General features: G+C 69.1%; 13 protein-coding genes and 1 pseudogene. 11 read left to right on the top strand and 3 right to left on the bottom strand.

The features are described 5' to 3' along the window. Positions 1-191: 191 nt before the first annotated feature. The gene (locus tag G4H71_RS00610; RefSeq protein WP_072737773.1) at positions 192-1,556 is read left to right on the top strand and encodes an HNH endonuclease signature motif containing protein; all 1,365 of its coding nucleotides are present in this window, start codon (positions 192-194) and stop codon (positions 1,554-1,556) included. Here the strand turns inward: G4H71_RS00610 and dapA are convergent. Then, positions 1,553-2,518, bottom strand: coding sequence for a 4-hydroxy-tetrahydrodipicolinate synthase (gene dapA, locus G4H71_RS00605; RefSeq protein WP_072737774.1), 966 nt, complete (start codon positions 2,516-2,518; stop codon positions 1,553-1,555). The genes G4H71_RS00610 and dapA overlap by 4 nt on opposite strands. Before the next feature lie 70 nt (positions 2,519-2,588). Between dapA and G4H71_RS00600 the strand changes: the two genes are divergently transcribed. The 5 genes from G4H71_RS00600 to G4H71_RS00580 all read left to right on the top strand — a co-directional run bounded on the left by G4H71_RS00600 (position 2,589) and on the right by G4H71_RS00580 (position 7,492). Beyond that, entirely contained in the window at positions 2,589-3,512 is a 924-nt protein-coding gene (locus tag G4H71_RS00600; protein WP_072737775.1) for a LysR family transcriptional regulator, read from the top strand. 167 nt (positions 3,513-3,679) lie between these two features. Beyond that, positions 3,680-5,470, top strand: coding sequence for a hypothetical protein (locus G4H71_RS00595; protein ID WP_246442860.1), 1,791 nt, complete (start codon positions 3,680-3,682; stop codon positions 5,468-5,470). Beyond that, positions 5,467-5,730: a hypothetical protein gene (locus G4H71_RS00590; protein ID WP_072737776.1), complete on the top strand. Its 264-nt coding sequence runs from the start codon at positions 5,467-5,469 to the stop codon at positions 5,728-5,730. Before G4H71_RS00595 ends, G4H71_RS00590 begins: the two co-directional genes overlap by 4 nt. Beyond that, entirely contained in the window at positions 5,727-6,191 is a 465-nt protein-coding gene (locus G4H71_RS00585) for a hypothetical protein (protein WP_072737777.1), read from the top strand. Before G4H71_RS00590 ends, G4H71_RS00585 begins: the two co-directional genes overlap by 4 nt. Then, entirely contained in the window at positions 6,188-7,492 is a 1,305-nt protein-coding gene (locus G4H71_RS00580) for a hypothetical protein (RefSeq protein WP_072737778.1), read from the top strand. The genes G4H71_RS00585 and G4H71_RS00580 overlap by 4 nt, the downstream gene beginning before the upstream one ends. On the opposite strand, the pseudogene G4H71_RS22465 reads toward G4H71_RS00580, so the two are convergent. Both G4H71_RS22465 and G4H71_RS00575 read right to left on the bottom strand, forming a co-directional pair. Next, positions 7,471-7,744 (bottom strand): annotated as a pseudogene (locus tag G4H71_RS22465) (tRNA-specific adenosine deaminase); the annotation flags it as partial. The gene G4H71_RS00580 and the pseudogene G4H71_RS22465 sit on opposite strands and share 22 nt — an antisense overlap. Before the next feature lie 13 nt (positions 7,745-7,757). Continuing rightward, positions 7,758-8,207: a tail fiber domain-containing protein gene (locus G4H71_RS00575; protein ID WP_246442656.1), complete on the bottom strand. Its 450-nt coding sequence runs from the start codon at positions 8,205-8,207 to the stop codon at positions 7,758-7,760. Between the two features lie 495 nt (positions 8,208-8,702). Between G4H71_RS00575 and hisD the strand changes: the two genes are divergently transcribed. Genes hisD through G4H71_RS00550 form a run of 5 tightly spaced genes read left to right on the top strand, consistent with a single transcriptional unit; the run spans position 8,703 to position 13,123 of the window. After that, entirely contained in the window at positions 8,703-10,025 is a 1,323-nt protein-coding gene (hisD, locus tag G4H71_RS00570; RefSeq protein ID WP_072737779.1) for a histidinol dehydrogenase, read from the top strand. Beyond that, on the top strand, positions 10,022-11,167 hold the full coding sequence (locus G4H71_RS00565; protein WP_072737780.1) for a histidinol-phosphate transaminase: 1,146 nt from the start codon (positions 10,022-10,024) through the stop codon (positions 11,165-11,167). The genes hisD and G4H71_RS00565 overlap by 4 nt, the downstream gene beginning before the upstream one ends. Then, positions 11,164-11,787 carry an imidazoleglycerol-phosphate dehydratase HisB gene (hisB, locus tag G4H71_RS00560; protein ID WP_072737781.1) on the top strand — a complete coding sequence of 208 codons (624 nt, stop codon included), beginning with the start codon at positions 11,164-11,166 and terminating at the stop codon, positions 11,785-11,787. Before G4H71_RS00565 ends, hisB begins: the two co-directional genes overlap by 4 nt. Further along, on the top strand, positions 11,784-11,936 hold the full coding sequence (locus tag G4H71_RS00555) for a CG2302 family histidine operon protein (RefSeq protein WP_169847146.1): 153 nt from the start codon (positions 11,784-11,786) through the stop codon (positions 11,934-11,936). Before hisB ends, G4H71_RS00555 begins: the two co-directional genes overlap by 4 nt. Positions 11,937-11,983: 47 nt before the next feature. Then, complete coding sequence (locus G4H71_RS00550; protein WP_072737864.1) at positions 11,984-13,123, top strand: MFS transporter; 1,140 nt, start codon at positions 11,984-11,986, stop codon at positions 13,121-13,123. The last annotated feature ends 5 nt before the right edge of the window (positions 13,124-13,128 follow it).

Raw genomic sequence — 13,128 nt, 5'->3', positions numbered from 1 at the left:
CGTTCTGCCGCATCCGCAACTGCACCGTCCCGGCATCTCTCCGGCCGGCACCGCCGGCACCTTCTCCTCGAACGCGCCATGTGTTCGGCCTTCTGACCGTGCCCCGAATCCTGAACTCCGAGACCCTGCCAAGGATCTTGACGCAGGAGAGAGGCCTTGTTTCGAACACCCGTTCGAGGTAATGTTCGTGTATGGGGTATCAGGGGGATCGTTTTCGGGAGCGGATCACTCGTGAGTTGTTGTGTGACGCTGTCGCGTTGAGCGCGAGGATCGCGGTGTGGGAGGCGCAGCGGGTGGCTGTGGTCGCCGAGGTGGAACGCCGGTGTACGCGGGAGGATCATGGTTTCGCGTCGACGAAGGGGTGGTTGTCGTCGGTGACGGTGGTGTCGCCGGGTGCGGCGGGGCGGATCGTGGAACTCGGTGCCGGGTTGGCCGAGCATCCCGCGGTAGCGGAGGCGTTCGATGCGGGGCGGATCGCGTTCGAGCATGCGTTGCTGATCGTCCGGTTCTGCACGAAGCCCCCGAAAGGCATGCCCGCCGAGGCTCTACCGGGGTGTGTCGCTGCTTTGCTGGCGGCGGCGGACGGGCCGTTGGCGCGTACCGACGGAGTCCGCACGGCGATTGCGAAGTTGGAGGCGATCTTCGAATCCGATGACCAGCCCGCCAGTGAGGACACCGACCGTAACGAGCTGTACGTGTCCAAGACCCTGAATGGTCGGGTCGCGATTCGTGGTGACGTGGACGCGGTGACCGGGGAGATGCTGCTGACCGCCCTGTCGAAATACTCGGCCCCACAGCCCGCATCTGAGGGAACGCCGGATGCTCGTGCGCCGCGGCAGCGCCGCGCGGACGGACTCACCCAGTTGTTGTCGATGCTGCTTGCGTTCGGCGATCTGGGCGTCGAGGGCGGTGAGCGTCCGCACCTGTCGGTACACGTACATGCGCGGGATCTGGGTCAGGACCGGCGGGAAGAGTATGCCCGCAGAACACAGCCGGCCGACAACACAGACACACACCCCGCCGATCCTGGTGATCCCGCTGATGTCGCTGACCTCTCCGATCTTGCCGAGGTGCGGGGTATCGCGTGGTCGCCGTGGATGGGGCCACTGACCATCAACACCGCACGCCTCCTCGGCTGCGACGCGAACGTCACCGCGATCATCCTCGATGAGCACGGTGCCCCGTTGAGTGTGGGACGCACCCACCGCACTATCACCAGGGCCCAACGCACAGCGCTCGCCGCCCGCGACGGTGGCTGCGCGTTCCCGGGCTGCGGAGCCACCGCCGCCTGGTGCGAGGGCCACCACATCAGGCATTGGGCGGACGGCGGACCCACCGACCTCGACAACCTCGTGTTGCTCTGCGGCACCCACCACCGGCTACTGCACACCACGGACTGGGAAGTGACGATCGGTAGGAACCGGCACCCGGTGTTCACCCCACCGGCATCGGTGGATACCGCCCGGCAGCCGATTCGTCCCCGTCGCCGACGGCGCCCATTTGCGCGGAGTTCGCGGAGTGGAGGCGTTCGCAGCGGATCCGAGCCGGCTGTCTAGCCGGTCGGGGTGTACCGAGAACTTTCCGCGCGTTGATCGCGTGAGCGCAGACGTGTGATCGTGGCGACGACCTTCTCGGGGTCACGGGCAGCAAGGAGGGGGAGTCGGACGTCCGGAGCCGAAATCCGCTGCTGGGCGAAGAGGACGGCCTTGATCGCAGTGGGATTGGGATGCGACATGAGCGCGGCCGTCGGTGCCGCCAGCTCGTTTCCCAGTGCTCTCGCCCGCGTCAGGTCTCCACGGCGCCAATGTCCGAGCAACTCGACGAACTCGGGCGCGCAGACGTTCGCCGCTGCGGCTATCGCGCCCGCTGCACCCATCGCCAGCAACGGTGGGACCAGCACATCGTCCCCCGCCAGAATCGAGAACGAGGCGTGTGGAGTGGGATGTGACGCCAGCAGTTGCACCGTGTCCGCATCCAGGGAGCCGACCGCCTGCTTGATCCCGACGATCCGTGGATGTTCCGCGAGACGCACGATGGATTCCCAACCGAGGTGCTGCCCGGTACGGTACGGCACGTTGTAGACGATCACGGGCAGCGGGCTGCGGTCCGCAACGTATTCGAAGTGCGCGACCACGCCGGCTTCCGTCGGACGCGTGTAGTAGGGAACCACCACCAGGGCAGCCGCGACAGCGGATTCCTCGTCCACGTCGCGGGCCAGGTCGTCGAGGGCGCGCACGGTGCCGACCGTGTCCGGCGAACCGGCACCGACCACCAAGGGGACGCGGCGTTCGTGGCACACCCCACCGCAGATGCGCAGGACGTCTCGCCGTTCCCGTGCGCTCAGAGTGGCTGTCTCGGCGGTAGTTCCCAGGGCAACGATCCCGGCAGCTCCCTCGTCGATCACCGTGTGTGCGAGGTGCTCCAGGTCCGAGGCGGCAACATCGCCACCTTCCGCGAACGGGGTGACGAGAGGAACGAAGATTCCGGACGGACGAAAGGCGGCGGGGTCAAAGGCCATGGCCTCAGTGTCGACGTACTAATCATCAAGTTCCAGTTACTATTTGTGCCACTATAAGTAAGCTGAACTGATGCTCGACGTTCGCAAGCTCACGCTGCTCAGGGAACTCGCCCGGAGGGGCACCATTGCGGCGGTTGCCGAGGCCCTGGCATACACGCCTTCCGCGGTGTCGCAACAACTCTCCGCCCTCGAACGAGAGGTCGGGCGCGACCTGTTGACCCGCACCGGGCGCCGGGTGCGCCTCACCCCGGTCGGCGAGGTTCTCGTCGAGCATGCGGAGGTGATTCTCGCCGATCTGGAACGGGCCGAGGCCGCTCTCGTCGCCGGCGAGACGGGCCTGTCGGGGTCGGTTCGGCTGGGAGCCTTTCCCACGGCCCTGCGGACCGTCGTCGTCCCGGCGCTGCGGGAACTCGGTCGGACGCACCAGGATATGGACGTGACGGTCACGGAGGTCGACCCCGCTGGTGTCCCCGACCTCCTTCGAGGGCGGCAGCTGGACCTCGCGCTGGTCCACGAGTACGACAACGTGCCGTCCCAGCTGGGTCCGGGCATCGAGGTCGAGCCGGTTCTGGACGAGTTCGTGTACCTGGCTGCTAGGCCGATGTCCGAACCGTCGGCGGAGGTGTCGCTGTCGGCCGAGTCCGATCTCGCGGTGGTCCGAAGTCACGCCGAAAGTCGTTGGATCGTGGGCAACCTCGGCACCCTCTGTCACGCGATGACGGTGCGCACCTGCCACTCGCAGGGCTTCGAGCCACGCATTGCCCACCACATCGATGACTTCGCGACCGTCCTGCGGCTCGTCGCGGAGGGTGCAGGCGTGGCTCTCGTTCCTCAGCTCGGAGTTGTCGACGCGCCTGCCGGGGTGGTGTTGACGTCGCTTCCGATCGGCAGACGGACGCGGATCGCCTACCGGCAGGGCAGTCGCTCGCGACCGGTGCATGCCGCCGTGAGCGCTGCGCTGCATCGCGCCGCTCGAGCCTTCGCCGGCGCCTGACATCGAATCGTGATCGCGAGCTATCGATCACGCACCGGGATGACGAAGGTCTGGCGAATCCCTTGCCTCGACCGCATACTCGTCCCGTGACCGAAGTTACTGTAACCCCGAGTACGGCCTTCGCTCAGGCCGAGGGCGGCGGGGCCGCCCTCGATCAGGTGTTCGGCATGTCGATCGCCACGACCGTTCTGACGATCGGACTGTTGTGGGTGGCCTACCTGCATCGCACCGGCCGAATCACGTGGCTTGCACGGGTCGGCGACGTCGCGGCGGAGCGCCTGCACCGGCCGTCGTGGGCGGCGCTGCCCCTCGTGTTGTTCGTCGTGACCATTCTGTGTGCATTCTTCGGCTTCATCTGGGACGTGAGTCTGCACATCGGCAGGGGACGGGACGAGGGGCCGCTGGCCAATCCCGCGCACTACTTCATTCTGGTCGGGCTGTTCCTGCTGTTCGTGACCGGAATGACGGCCATGGTGCTTCCGCGCGGTGAGAAACCGGGCCGGGCCGCCGTACGGATCACCCGATCCTGGTACGCGCCTGTCGGCGGCATCCTCATCGCGGGCTGTGGGCTGTACGCGTTGATCGGGTTTCCGCTCGACGACATCTGGCATCGAATCTTCGGTCAGGACGTGACCCTGTGGGGGCCCACCCATCTCATGCTGATCGGTGGAGCGGGATTTTCGCTCATCGGATTGCTGCTGCTCGAGTACGAGGGCCGCAAGGCACGCGAGGCGGCCACGGGCGAGCCGGTTCGTGACGGCAGGGGGATGTGGCTCGTCCGCTGTTTCGCCTTCGGCGGTCTGATCATCGGCCTCTCGGTGTTCCAGATCGAATACGACTTCGGTGTCGAGCAGTTCCGGCTCGTCCTGCAACCGATGATGATCACCGCGGCGGCCGCGTTCGCGCTCGTCGCGGCGCGGATCGTGCTGGGACCCGGAGCCGCGGTGGTCGCCGTGCTGTTCGCCGCCGGGGTGCGCGCGCTGACCGCACTCATGGTCGGCCCCGTACTGGGTGCCCCGCACAACGTGTTCGCGCTCTATCTCGGTGCCGCCGTGGTCGTCGAACTCCTCGCGCTGACACCGCTGATCCGCCGGCGGGTGCTCTTCGGCGCCGTCGCCGGTGTGCTCGTCGCGACGGTGGGTATGTGGCTCGAGTCGCTCTGGATCGGTGCGGTCTACCTGTACCCGTGGCCGACGAGCATGTGGCCCGAGGCGCTGGCGATGTCGGTACCCGTCGGCATCGCGGCAGGCGCATGTGGGGCACTGCTCGCGCGAGTCCTGCGCAGCGAGGGACTGCCACGCCCGGCGATCAGGCGAACCATCGTCATCGTGTCCGTACTGATCCTGGGCGGCTCGACCGCGAACGGACTGATCGCCACCGTCCCCGAGAACGCCACCGCGACCGTCGCTCTCACCGAGGCAGGCGCCGCGGACGGCAGAACCGTCACCGCGGACGTGCGGATCGAACCCGCCGATCTGGTCGGTGACGACCCGGAATGGGTGTCCATCCTCGCCTGGCAGGGTGGGCCGGGTCTGGGGAACGGATTCGTCACCGATCGCCTCGAACGGACCGGTCCCGACACCTTCCGCAGCACCACACCCGTTCCGGTCGACGGCACCTGGAAGACCGTCCTGCGTGTGCAGGACGGTCGCACACTCACCGCGGTGCCGATCTTCCTCCCCGCCGACGAGGGAATCGGAGCCGAGGAGACCGCCGCGCCCGAGACGTTCACCCGTGAGTTCGTTCCCGAGATCACGCTGTTGCAGCGCGAACGCAACTTCGACCACCCGGCGTGGTTGTTCGGTGCCGCGTCCCTGGTGGTGCTCGTGTGCAGCCTGCTGCTCGTGGCAGCGCTCGCGTGGGGAGCGGGCCGGATCAGCCGCTATGCGGGCGGACTCCCGGCTCCCGCGGAACCGGACCCGTCTCCTGCCGATCCGAAACCCACGGCGGTGCCGTGAGGGATCCGGACGTCGCCCTCCTCGCCGATCACTCCGTCCTGCTGGCGATCCCGGCTTTCGTACCGGCGATCATCGTCGCGATCGTCGTGGTCACCATGGCGATGCGAGATCGCAGGGCGGCCGACGACGAGGAAGACGAGGAATCGGGAGTAGAAGGGCGGCTCCCAGATTCCGGCAGCACAGATTCCGGCAGCACAGATTCCGGCAACACCGACTCCCGCAGCACCGAAACCCGGAACGACACGGAAGGGCTCTCATGAGAAGGTCGCTCACGGCGTCCGCTTGCCTGCTGGCGCTCGCACTCGTCGGTGCGTGCGGCTCGGGGGAGGAGACGCCCGACACCCCGGCGCGGACGGGAGCGGTGACGAATACCGCCGCACCGGCCGACAGTGACACCGACTCGGATACCGGCACCGACACCGAGACCGGCGGTGTGGTTCTCGACGTGCGGATAGCGGACGGCGTCGTACAGCCGACCAACATCCGTCTCGATGCCGCGGTGGGCGAGCCGATCGTCCTGCGGGTGACCAGTGATGCGGTGGACGAACTGCACGTTCACTCCGTGCCGGAGCACACCTTCCCGGTGGAGGCCACCGGTGAGGTCGGTGCCGACCCCGGGGTGGTCCAGGAGTTCGAGTTCGTCGTCGACGTGCCCGGACAGACCGCCGTCGAACTGCACGATGCGGGGGTCACGGTGGCGACGCTGCTCGTGCGGCCGTGACGGAGCTGGGCGCCCACGGTCTCGGCGGGTCCACCGACCTGCCGATTCCGTTCACGTATGCGCTCATCGGCGCGAGCTGGGCGCTGACGTTGTCCTTCGTGGTCGTCGCGTTCGCGTGGAAGTCGCCGAAGCTCGACCCGGACGGACGGGCGATCGCCTTGCCGGGCTGGGTGACTCGCGGGGTGGATGCGCGTGCGACGAGGTTCGTCGGCGCTGCGGCCGGTCTCGCGTTCACCGCCCTCGTGGCGGTCGAGGCGTTCGCGGGCCCGCAGGACCGGGCGGACAACGCGGTTCCCGGCGTGATCTATGTACTGCTGTGGGTCGGTCTCGTCGTCGTCTCGCTCCTGTTCGGCCCTGTCTGGCGACTGATCTCGCCCGTGCGTGCGCTGCATCGGCTGCTGTGCGCGGGGCTGCGCCGGCCACCGGATCGGGGACTGATTCCGTACCCCGAGGGATGGGGATACCGGCCTGCGGTGATCGGACTGTTCGCGTTCGTGTGGCTCGAACTGGCGTCGCCGGACCCGGGATCGATCGTCGCGGTGCGGAACTGGTGTCTGGCATACCTCGTGGTGACGTTCGTCGGCGCGCTGGTGTGCGGCGAGAAGTGGTGCGAGCGTGGCGATCCGTTCGAGGTCTACAGCACGTTGGCGTCGCGGTTGTCGCCGTGGAGTCGCGACCGGGAGTCCGGCGCGGTGGTGCTGCGCAGCCCGCTGGACAATCTCGGATCGTTGCCGATCAGGGCCGGGACGGTCGCGCTCATGGCGACCTTGCTCGGGTCCACCGCATTCGACAGTTTCACCGCCTTCCCCTGGTGGATGGATCTGGTGGACTCGGTACCGTCCGGGCCCACGGCCACCGCCGTGCGCACGCTCGGCCTGCTGTGCTTCGTCGCCGTCGTCGGCCTCACGTTCCGGTTCGCCGCGCGTGCGGCCGGCGGTGTGGACGACACGCGTCGGCGGGCACTACCGGGGCTGTTCGCGCCGTCGTTGATCCCGATCGTCCTCGGATACGTGTTCGCGCACTACCTGACCTACCTCGTGGAGAAGGGGCAGCAGACGGTTTTCCTGCTGGTCGGCGCGGACGGTGCCGAGGTCTCCTACGTGCTGTCCGAGAATCCCGGGGTGGTGGCGACCGGCAAGGTGGCCTTCGTCGTGATCGGGCACGTCCTCGGCGTGATCGCCGCGCACGACACGGCCCTTCGGGTGCTCCCGCGCCGGCACCGCCTCACCGGTCAGCTGACGATGCTGTTGGTCATGGTGTTCTACACGTTCGGCGGGCTCTATCTGCTCTTCGGTGGCTGAGCGTGTCGCCTGCGGTGCAACTCCCGCGCCGCGTCGACCAGCTCCGGGACCGGCCCGCGCAGCCGGACACCAGGCGCGACGTCCTGGACCGGGAGCGACCGGCCCGGGCCGGACACCGAACTCGTCCAGCCAGCCGGTGAATTGGGCGGACGAGACGATGTACACGATGTCGCCGAGCCCCACCCACGCGTGCGCGGCGGAACACATCGGGCAGTGCTCGCCGGAGGTGGAGACCGTGGCAGCTGCGCGTTCCCGAACGGCCGGCTCACACCCGCGGCGTCAATTGCGTGCGGAGGTCGCGCACCTCGTCCTCGAGCGTGCGCACCTTGCGGTACAGGGCTTGGATGGCGGCCATACAGATGCCGTTGGCATCGACCGCGTCGATGTGCCGGTCGGAGGAGCCGAGGCCGAATCGCTCGGCGAAGTCCTGGGCCATCGGGCCCAGATGACGCACCGACGGTTCGTCGAAGCCGTAGGTCCACGTGCTGAGCGGGAGCGTGGCCAAGCGCTCGAGTACCTCGTCGGCGCCGACGGGAACGGTGGCCGACGTCGTGACGCCGTGCCGCCGGGTGGCTCGCGCCCGAAGCCAGGCCACCGGGTGTTTCACCCGTGCCCTGACCCTGGCGCCGCCGTCTCCGGAGGCGTCAGGGTCTTCCCGGGATCCGGGCTCGTGCCGGGCCACGGGATCGTCCGAGGTCCGGGGCGTGTCGGCCACGGGGACCTCTCATTCGGTCAGCGGGCGAACGTCGTACTTGACGGTCGCGTCGCTGAGGATCAATCCGATGCCGAGGCTGAGGACTGTGGCACCGAAGCCCACGAGCAAGCTGAGCATGATCTACCTCCAGATTTTCTCGTACGCCGGGACGCGAGGGGGACAGTGGATCCGACAACCCGGTTCCGAACACTCGGTTCCGGCCGCGTCGCCCCGGCACTGTCCACGTTCCTCCGCCCCGACCGGGAATTTCAATACCCGCCGCGCGAATAGTCCCAGCTCGGCGCGCTGTGTTCGCGTCGGACACAGCTCCGCGGGTGGTTCGCCGTGCGCACGATCGGTCCGGGGAAAAGCGGTGGCGCCTATCCTGGATAATCGGTGTCGAACCCGCTGCCACTCCGGCGCCGGGGCACGTTCGCTTCCCGCGAGCCGCACGACCGAGCACGACCGAGCACGACCGAGCACGACTGAGCACGACAAAGACCCGAGAGGACCACCATGCTTGCCCGCACCGACCTTCGTGGTCGTACCCCGTCCACGGCAGAGCTCCGTGCTGCGCTGCCCCGAGGTGGAGTGGACGTGGACGCGGTGCTGCATCAGGTTCAACCCGTCGTCGAGGCGGTGCGTGACCGGGGCGCCGAGGCGGCCCTGGAGTACGGCGAGAAGTTCGACGGCGTACGGCCGGCTCGTGTCCGGGTCCCGGCTGCGGAACTGGAACGTGCACTGGCAGAGCTGGATCCGGCAGTGCGGACGGCGCTCGAGGTGGCCATCGAGCGGACGCGCGTGGTGCACGCGGACCAGCGTCGCGTGGATTCGGTGACCGAGGTGGTCCCGGGCGGGACCGTCACCGAGCGGTGGGTTCCGGTCGAACGGGTGGGGCTGTACGTTCCCGGCGGGAACGCGGTGTACCCGTCGAGTGTCGTCATGAACGTCGTCCCCGCACAGACGGCCGGCGTCGGTTCGCTCGTCGTCGGCTCTCCGCCCCAGGCCGAGTTCGGCGGCCTTCCGCACCCGACGATCCTTGCCGCGGCGGCCCTGCTGGACGTCGAGGAGGTGTGGGCGGTCGGCGGCGGCCAGGCTGTTGCCTTGCTCACCTACGGTGGCACCGACACCGACGGCGGCGAACTCGCCCCGGTCGACATGATCACCGGCCCGGGCAACATCTACGTGACCGCGGCCAAGCGTCTGTGCCGCGGTCTGGTCGGTATCGACGCGGAGGCGGGTCCGACGGAGATCGCGATCCTCGCCGACGACACCGCGGACCCGGTGCACGTGGCCGCGGACCTCATCAGCCAGGCCGAACACGACGTCATGGCGGCGAGCGTGCTGGTGACCGACAGCGAGGGGCTCGCGGCAGCGGTCGACGACGCGCTCGCCGCGCAGCTGGACCGGACCAGGCACCGCGAGCGGGTGCAGACGGCGCTGTCGGGCAGCCAGTCGGGTGTCGTCCTCGTCGACGACGTCGAAGCCGGCCTGCGGGTGGTCAACGCCTACGCCGCCGAGCACCTCGAGATCCAGACGGCAGACGCTTCCGCCGTGGCGGCCCGGGTGACCAGCGCCGGCGCCGTGTTCGTCGGACCGTGGGCGCCGGTGAGCCTCGGCGACTACTGCGCCGGATCGAACCACGTCCTCCCCACGGCGGGGTGCGCCCGGCACTCCTCGGGTCTGAGCGTGCAGACCTTCCTGCGCGGTATCCACGTCGTCGACTACTCCGAGTCGGCACTGAAGGACGTGGCCGGACACGTCATCGCCCTGGCGAACGCGGAGGACCTTCCGGCCCACGGGGAAGCCGTGCGGCTGCGCTTCGAGGACCTGACGTGAGTGCCGGCGATCGGGCCGCGCCGGTCGGCTCGGCAGCGCGGCTGTCTGATCTCCCGATCCGGGAGAACCTGCGCGGCAAGTCGCCGTACGGGGCCCCGCAGCTGACCGTGCCGGTCCAGCTGAACACCAACGAGAACCCGCATCCCCCGACGCAGGCGTTGATCGACGACGTCGCCGAGTCGGTGCGGACGGCGGCCCGCGAACTGCATCGCTACCCGGACCGCGACGCCGTGGCACTGCGGACGGATCTCGCCGCCTACCTCGCGCGCCAGACGGGTGTTCCGGTGACGGTCGACAACGTCTGGGCGGCCAACGGGTCCAACGAGATCCTGCAGGAACTACTGCAGGCGTTCGCGGGTCCGGGGCGCAGCGCGATGGGTTTCGTGCCGTCGTACTCGATGCACCCCATCATCGCCGACGGGACGGACACCACCTGGCTGCCCGTGCTGCGCGGTCCGGACTTCGCGCTCGACGTGGACGTGGCGGTGGCCGAGATCGCCCGGCACGCGCCGGACGTCGTGTTCGTCACGAGTCCGAACAATCCGACCGGCCACAGCATCGGAATCGCCGAACTGCGCCGGATCCTCGATGCCGCGCCGGGAATCGTGATCGTCGACGAGGCGTACGCCGAGTTCTCCGACGCGCCCAGCGCGATGACGCTCCTCGACGAGTACCCGGCGACGCTGATCGTGACCCGCACGATGAGCAAGGCCTTCGCGTTCGCCGGGGGGCGGCTCGGCTACCTCGCGGCCGCACCCGCGGTCGTCGACGCACTGTTACTGGTCCGGCTGCCGTACCACCTGTCGGTGGTGACCCAGGCCGCCGCACGGGCGGCGCTGCGACATGCGGACGAGACGCTCGCGAGTGTCCACGCGCTGGCCTCCGAGCGGGTGCGGGTGTCGAAGGCGCTCGAGGACAGCGGATTCCGGGTCGTTCCCAGCGACGCGAACTTCATCCTGTTCGGCGAGTTCGCCGACAGTGCCCGTGCGTGGCAGGCCTATCTCGATCGCGGGGTTCTCATCCGCGACGTCGGCATCCCGGGGTACCTTCGGGCGACCGTGGGCCTGGCCTCGGAGAACGACGCCTTCATCGTGGCGAGCGACGAGCTCGCCACCACCGAACTGGCAGGAGCGAAGCGATGACCGATCGCAGTCCGCGCATCGCGCGCGTGGAACGGACGACGAAGGAATCGTCGATCTCCGTCGAACTGAACCTCGACGGGGCCGGCGTCGTGGACGTCTCGACCGGGGTGGCGTTCTTCGACCACATGCTCACCGCTCTGGGCGCGCACGCGAGCTTCGACCTCACCGTGCACGCGGAGGGCGACGTGGACATCGAGGCGCACCACACGGTGGAGGACACCTCGATCGTGCTGGGTCAGGCGCTGGGTCAGGCGCTGGGGGACAAGAAGGGGATCCGCCGGTTCGGCGATTCCTACATCCCCATGGACGAGACCCTGGCCCATGCCGCCGTGGACGTCTCCGGCCGGCCGTACTGCGTGCACACGGGGGAACCGGAGCACATGCTCGGCGCCGTGATCGGCGGTTACCCGGGGGCGCCCTACTCGACGGTGATCAATCGGCACGTGTTCGAGTCGCTGGCCCTCAACGCGCGCATCGCCCTGCACGTGCGGGTGCTCTACGGGCGCGACCAGCACCACATCACCGAGGCCGAGTTCAAGGCGGTGGCCCGGGCCCTGCGTGAGGCCGTCGAGTACGACCCGCGGGTCACCGGTGTGCCGTCCACCAAGGGCAGCCTGTGAGTGTTCTGCTGACGTACCTGCTGTTCATCCTCGCCGGGATCGCCGCGGGTGGTTCCTATTCGATGCTGAAGTTCAACAAGTTCGCGGCGGGGGTTCTGCTGGCGATCGCGGTTCTCGCGGCGGTCGGCGGCGTTCTCCGGTTGATGTAGTGGTGGGCACCTCCCCGGCGCAGGGGAGCGTGCTGCGCACGCCCGGCATGCTCACCGCCATGGCGATGGCGGCTGCCGCGTTCGGTGGCTTCGCGCTGTTGCTTCCCGTCGTCCCGCTGGTCGTGTCCCGAGCCGGCGGTAGCGACGCGGTCGCGGGCGCCGTGACGGCGACGTTGATGGCCGCAACGGTCCTCACACAGTTGGTGACGGCCCGGCTGCTGCGCCGGTTCGGCCATCGCACGGTGCTGGCCGCGGGGTGCGTGCTGCTCGGTCTGCCGTCGCTGGCGCTGATCTGGGTCGCCACCTCGGCACCCGCCGTCCTGGCGGTGTCGGCGGTGCGTGGCGTCGGCTTCGGCCTGCTCACCGTCGCCAGCGCGGCCTTGGTGGCCGAGCTCGTGCCCGCCGAGAGGCTCGGCCGGGCCAGTGGCTTGCAGGGAATCGCGATCGCCGCGACCCAGATGCTCGGTCTTCCTGCGGGCCTGGCCCTACTGGATCGCTTCTCCGTCGTTCCCGCGATCCTCGCGGGTGCGGCGGTCCCCGTGCTGGCGCTGGCAGCGATCGTGCGCCTGCCGTCCCTCGCCAGGCCGACGGCCCACTCGCGGCACGGTGCGGGACTCCCGTGGGCGGCGATCGCCGTTCCCTGGGCTGCCGTCGCTGCCGCCGCGCTCGCGTACGGAGCGGTCGCGAGCCTGCTGCCGATCGCGGTCGCGGACGCGGCGGCCCCGGCGGGGCTGTTGCTGGCGGCGGTGTCGGCGGCCATGCTCGCGGGCCGCTACTCGGCGGGTGTCCTGTCGGACCGGACGGGCCCGGGTCGCGTGGTGTGGCCTGCACTCGGGGTGACCGCGGCCGGACTGCTGGCCTTCGCCGTCGGTGTCGTCGTCGACGCGGGTGCCGGGCAGACGAGCGCCCTGATCCTCGGAGCTGTGGCCTTCGGCCTCGGATTCGGTGCCGTGCAGAACGATTCGCTGGTGATGATCTTCACCGCCGCCGGTCCGGGGCGGACCGGTCCCGCCAGCGCCGCGTGGAACATCGGTTTCGACGCCGGCACCGGGGTGGGTTCGCTGACGCTCGGCGTCGTCGCCGCCGTCGCGGGCTACCCGTGGTTGTTCGTCGTCGCGGCCGTCATCGTTCCCGTACTTCCGTTCGCCGTCCTCACCGTCGGCGGCAGTCGGCGGGCCCACCGATAGAATCG

Origin of the sequence: Rhodococcus triatomae, assembly GCF_014217785.1 — a bacterium.
Taxonomy (GTDB): domain Bacteria; phylum Actinomycetota; class Actinomycetes; order Mycobacteriales; family Mycobacteriaceae; genus Rhodococcus_F; species Rhodococcus_F triatomae.
The sequence above is the reverse complement of the archived record's forward strand: the minus strand, read 5'-3'. Positions and strand labels throughout refer to the sequence as shown.

What these genes read in the sequence shown, in the direction of transcription:
- G4H71_RS00610 (WP_072737773.1), top strand. Translation starts at nt 192, where the DNA reads ATGGGGTATCAGGGGGATCGTTTTCGGGAGCGGATCACTCGTGAGTTG.
- dapA (WP_072737774.1), bottom strand. Translation starts at nt 2,518, where the DNA reads ATGGCCTTTGACCCCGCCGCCTTTCGTCCGTCCGGAATCTTCGTTCCT.
- G4H71_RS00600 (WP_072737775.1), top strand. Translation starts at nt 2,589, where the DNA reads ATGCTCGACGTTCGCAAGCTCACGCTGCTCAGGGAACTCGCCCGGAGG.
- G4H71_RS00595 (WP_246442860.1), top strand. Translation starts at nt 3,680, where the DNA reads ATGTCGATCGCCACGACCGTTCTGACGATCGGACTGTTGTGGGTGGCC.
- G4H71_RS00585 (WP_072737777.1), top strand. Translation starts at nt 5,727, where the DNA reads ATGAGAAGGTCGCTCACGGCGTCCGCTTGCCTGCTGGCGCTCGCACTC.
- hisD (WP_072737779.1), top strand. Translation starts at nt 8,703, where the DNA reads ATGCTTGCCCGCACCGACCTTCGTGGTCGTACCCCGTCCACGGCAGAG.
- hisB (WP_072737781.1), top strand. Translation starts at nt 11,164, where the DNA reads ATGACCGATCGCAGTCCGCGCATCGCGCGCGTGGAACGGACGACGAAG.
- G4H71_RS00550 (WP_072737864.1), top strand. Translation starts at nt 11,984, where the DNA reads ATGCTCACCGCCATGGCGATGGCGGCTGCCGCGTTCGGTGGCTTCGCG.